The sequence below is a fragment of the Thauera butanivorans NBRC 103042 genome (genome assembly GCF_001591165.1).
GTDB classification, from domain to species: domain Bacteria; phylum Pseudomonadota; class Gammaproteobacteria; order Burkholderiales; family Rhodocyclaceae; genus Thauera; species Thauera butanivorans.
This window is the reverse complement of the sequence record NZ_BCUG01000109.1, coordinates 1-3855: the sequence shown is the minus strand read 5'-3', so window position 1 is coordinate 3855 and position 3855 is coordinate 1. Positions and strand designations below refer to the sequence as shown.

Here is a 3855-nt window from a genome sequence, read left to right as displayed (position 1 = left end):
TAGGCCAGCATTCCTACACATATAGGACTGAAGACCTAAAGGATCAATTGAGCTTGTCGGATTATATGGATAGCTAAATACGTTTGAACCGCCTTCTAATCCGATAGGATCCTGCGTCACATACCGCCCCATTGCCGGATCATAGTATCGATAGCGGTTGTAATAGAATCCGGACTCCTCGTCCTCCCACTGCCCCTGGAAGCGGATGGGTTGACGAATACCGTGTTGTTCTCGCACGGCGCCCCAGTCATCGGGCCTGGCCTGCCACTCGATGGCACCCTCCTGCCCGACCAGGCGCAGAGGCGTGCCCAGATGATCGGTCACGTAGAGGCTGATGCGCGTTGAGGCCTGTGGTTGGAGCGCCTTGGGCAGCTCAATGCCCTCGGCAGCGCATAAGCGCACGACTTGATCGAGTGCGGCCTGCGTGGCCGCTTCATCCTCGTCAGCGGATTCACCGCGCCCTTGTTCGATTCGGAGCACAGGCACGAAGCTGCCCGGTTCATACAGCACGGTGAGCGTTCGCTCGCCGTCGTCCTCGCACACCAGCCGCTCACCGTCCCAGCCGTAGCGGGTGGTGGCCGTGGTGCCGTCGGGGCTGGTGACGGTCTTGGCGATGCGCCGCGACAGCGCATCATAGGCGTAGCCGACGGTGGTGATCGTGCCGTCTGCGTCGCTTCGTTTCAGTTGAACCAGGCGATGTGCGCCATCGTAACCCAGCTCGAGATGGGTGCCGTCGGCCCGGAGTTGTTCGATGAGATTACCCGCCCCATCATGGCGGTTGCGCGTACCGGCCAGGCTGTGGATGCGATTGTCCAGGCAGCGAGAAGGGCCGCTCGCGTCCGGGCCGAACTCCATGAGGGGGTTGAACCCTGGATCATGGATGCGTTCGCGCACGATGCGTGCCCATTCTTCGCCGCTGGGCCGGCGCCTTGATTCGTGTTCAGCGTCGAGCCGGTTGCCGGCAGGGTCGAACCGGTAGTGGTGTTCGAGGTGCCTGTGCCGGCTGGCGGTGAGCCGGCCCGAGGCATCGTAAGCATAGGCGATCGGGCCGCTGGTGTTGTCGTGGAGATCAACGAGAAACCCGAGGGCGTCGTACTGATAGGTGCGTTCCCAAGGGGTACCGAGGGCGGGAGCAAAGCGGCTGGCCTTGAGTTGCCCTCGTTCGGTGTAGCGGCGGGCCTCGGTGAAGATGGAGGCTGTACCGGATTCGGCGCGGGCTTTGCGTTCGATCTCGCGGTGCAGCGCGTCGCGCTCGATATCGAGCCCCCATTCGGCCAGGCGGATACCGTGCAGGTGGCCAGGACCATAGGTGAGCCACTCGATGACGGGGGCTGTCCCCAAGGTTGTGGCGTGGGGCCGGCCGGCGGCATCGAAGCGATGCACGCAAGCGTATCGCCAGTCGTCGCCATGGGTTTGGGTTTCTTGGTTAAGGCGGCCGGCCGCGTCGAAGCTGAGGCGCACTTGCACAGTGGGGCTGTCGAAGCCCGCCAGTTGTCCGTCGGCACGCCAGTGGAAGGTCTCGGTGGTGGCCGGTGCGTATGCGGTGGCGGGCAAATGGCGGCGGGTGAGCCGGCCCGCCTTGTCATGTTCGTAGGTGGTGACGGGTTCGCCCGGCAGGCTCACTTCGCAGCGGGCGACGAGTTCGCCGGCGAGGTTGTAACGGTAGCGTTGGGTGCGGCCGTCGAAGCCCGTCTCGGCGACGAGACGGTCGAGCACGTCGTAGGCGAAGCCGCTCACCGCATCGTTCTCGTTCTGGAATTCGATGAGCCGCCCAGCCTCATCGTAGCGATAGCGCTGGGTGAGCCCCCCCGCATCCATGAAGGCGGTCAGCCGGCCAAAGCGGTCCCAGGCCAATCGTTCCACTTTGCCGTCGGGGCGTTCGAGGGCAATGAGGCGCCCGAGCGCATCGTAGCTGTAGCGCGTGCTTTGTCTGGCCGCGTCTGTCTGGACGATGAGACGTCCGATCGAATCGTAAGCGTAGGCCGTAGTTTCGCCCAGGGCATTGGTTTGGCTGACAAGCCGCCCTTCTGCGTCGTGACTGAAGCGGGTGGTGTGTCCAGAGCAGTCGGTGTGTGTCGTGAGCTGGCCCAGCGCATTCCATGCGAGCCGCCGTTCACGGCCGTCGGAGATGATCGAGGTGGGGCGGTCGGGCAGGCGTGGGTCCTCATAGCGGTAGCGAGTTTCATGTCCGCCAGGCCCACGCACGACGAGCGGATTGGCGCGTTCATCGCGCTCGATATGCCAGGCAAGGCCTTCCGGGCCTTCGATGGCGAGGACTTCACCGCTGTCCTCGTCGAGACGGTAACGCCAGGCGCTGCCGTCGGGGAGGATGCGGGCCACGCGCCGGCCCTGGCCATCGAGCCGTTCGCGGGTGACGCGCTCGAGTGCATCGATGCTGGCTACACGGCGGCCAAAACCGTCGTACTCGAAGCGCACCGTGCTGCCGTCGGCGCGGGTATGCGCTGTCCAGCGGGTATCGGGCCCCTCGCCTTCGAAGTGGTAGGTTTCGGTGCGTCCCAGGCTGTCGGTGACGATGGTGTGATCGGCGTGGTAAGCGTATTGGCGGCTCAGGCCATCCACTTCGCGCTGCTGCACGACCCGACCTTGCGCATCCCAGGTGTATTGCACGTCGAGCCCGTCGGGACGGCCGTGGGCAACGAGGCGACCGTGCCGCCATGCAAAACTGCGCATGGGCTGCCCTGCACGGTCGAAGACCGCGAGAAGTTCGCCCTTACCGCTGTATTGGTAACGTACCAGCCAGTCGGCTTGCGCATCGGCATCGAGCAAGCCTTGCCAAGGCTGGCCGGGCACGGCCAGCGCTACGCCGGCCAGGCGCACTTCGTTGCCAAAGTGGCGGTAGGCAAAACGATAATGGCGGCCGGCGCTGTCGCGTACGACCGCCAGCAGGCCATCAGGAAGCCAGCCGAACTGCGTGGCATAGTGGTTGCGATCGAACTGGGTGTGCAGGCGATAGGTGCCCGCCACCGGTGCAAAATGGAAGTACTGCCCGCCCGCCAGCACGAAAACCGTTTCTGAGTTGCGGCGCAAGACTTCGGGCACGCCAGCCCAGCGGCCTTCCCACGGCGTGGATGCGGTTTCGCCGCGCCGAATCCACAGCCGTTCACTGGGCGAGAAGCGGGCTTCGCCGGGCTCGAGCGCACCGAAGGTGATGCGGCGCCCCTGGCCGTCGATGACGACCGTGGCTGCAGGCGACAGCTCCAGGCCCACACCCTCGCCTGGAATCGACCATCCCTGGCCGAGCACGCCCACGCGCATGTCGTTGGAAGCGTAACTGCGTGCGAACACGAAGGGTTGCGGCGCCGGCAGGGCGAAGTCGGTTTCGGCCGGCAGCAATTTGACGCCCAGCAGCGGATTGACCGGCGCGCCGACCGCCGGCTCGCACACCGGGCAGCGATCCGCCTTGCCTTCGGCGGCGTCGCCGATCAACACCGTCGCCGAGCCGCTGACGATGACGCCCTTCGAGACCGAGTCCGACACGCGGGCCGCGGGTTTGCCACTCATTGCTCATCCTTCAACAATTGATCTTGACCAGCGAGGACAGAATCTCGATCAGTTGCGGTGTCAGGCGCACGGTGCTGGAGCCGCAACTGAGCACGATTTCTTCGCTGCCGGAGAGTTCGATGCGCTTTGCATCGATCTTGCATTCTCCCGAGACCTTCAGCGTATCGTCCTCCCCGATCTCGGTGTTTCGGCTGCCGCCGACCTGCTCACGTTTGTTCGCACCGCTCATCTCGATGCGCTGGCCTGCGACGATGGAACTGTGCAGCAGGCCAACGTTTTCCGCATGGACGAGGCCGACGTTGACATTCGAAACCATGCCGACGTTCTGCATGC

Annotated in this window: 2 protein-coding genes; both read right to left on the bottom strand. The window is 64.6% G+C overall.

Annotation, left to right across the window (positions count from 1 at the left end; all coding sequences use genetic code 11):
- On the bottom strand, positions 1–3522 hold a 3522-nt coding region (locus TBU01S_RS22465; RefSeq protein ID WP_068639710.1), incomplete at its 3' end, for an RHS repeat-associated core domain-containing protein.
- A 10-nt stretch (positions 3523–3532) separates the two neighbouring features.
- Positions 3533–3855, bottom strand: a 323-nt coding sequence (locus TBU01S_RS22460) for a hypothetical protein (protein ID WP_083953808.1), incomplete at its 5' end; no start/stop codon positions are given.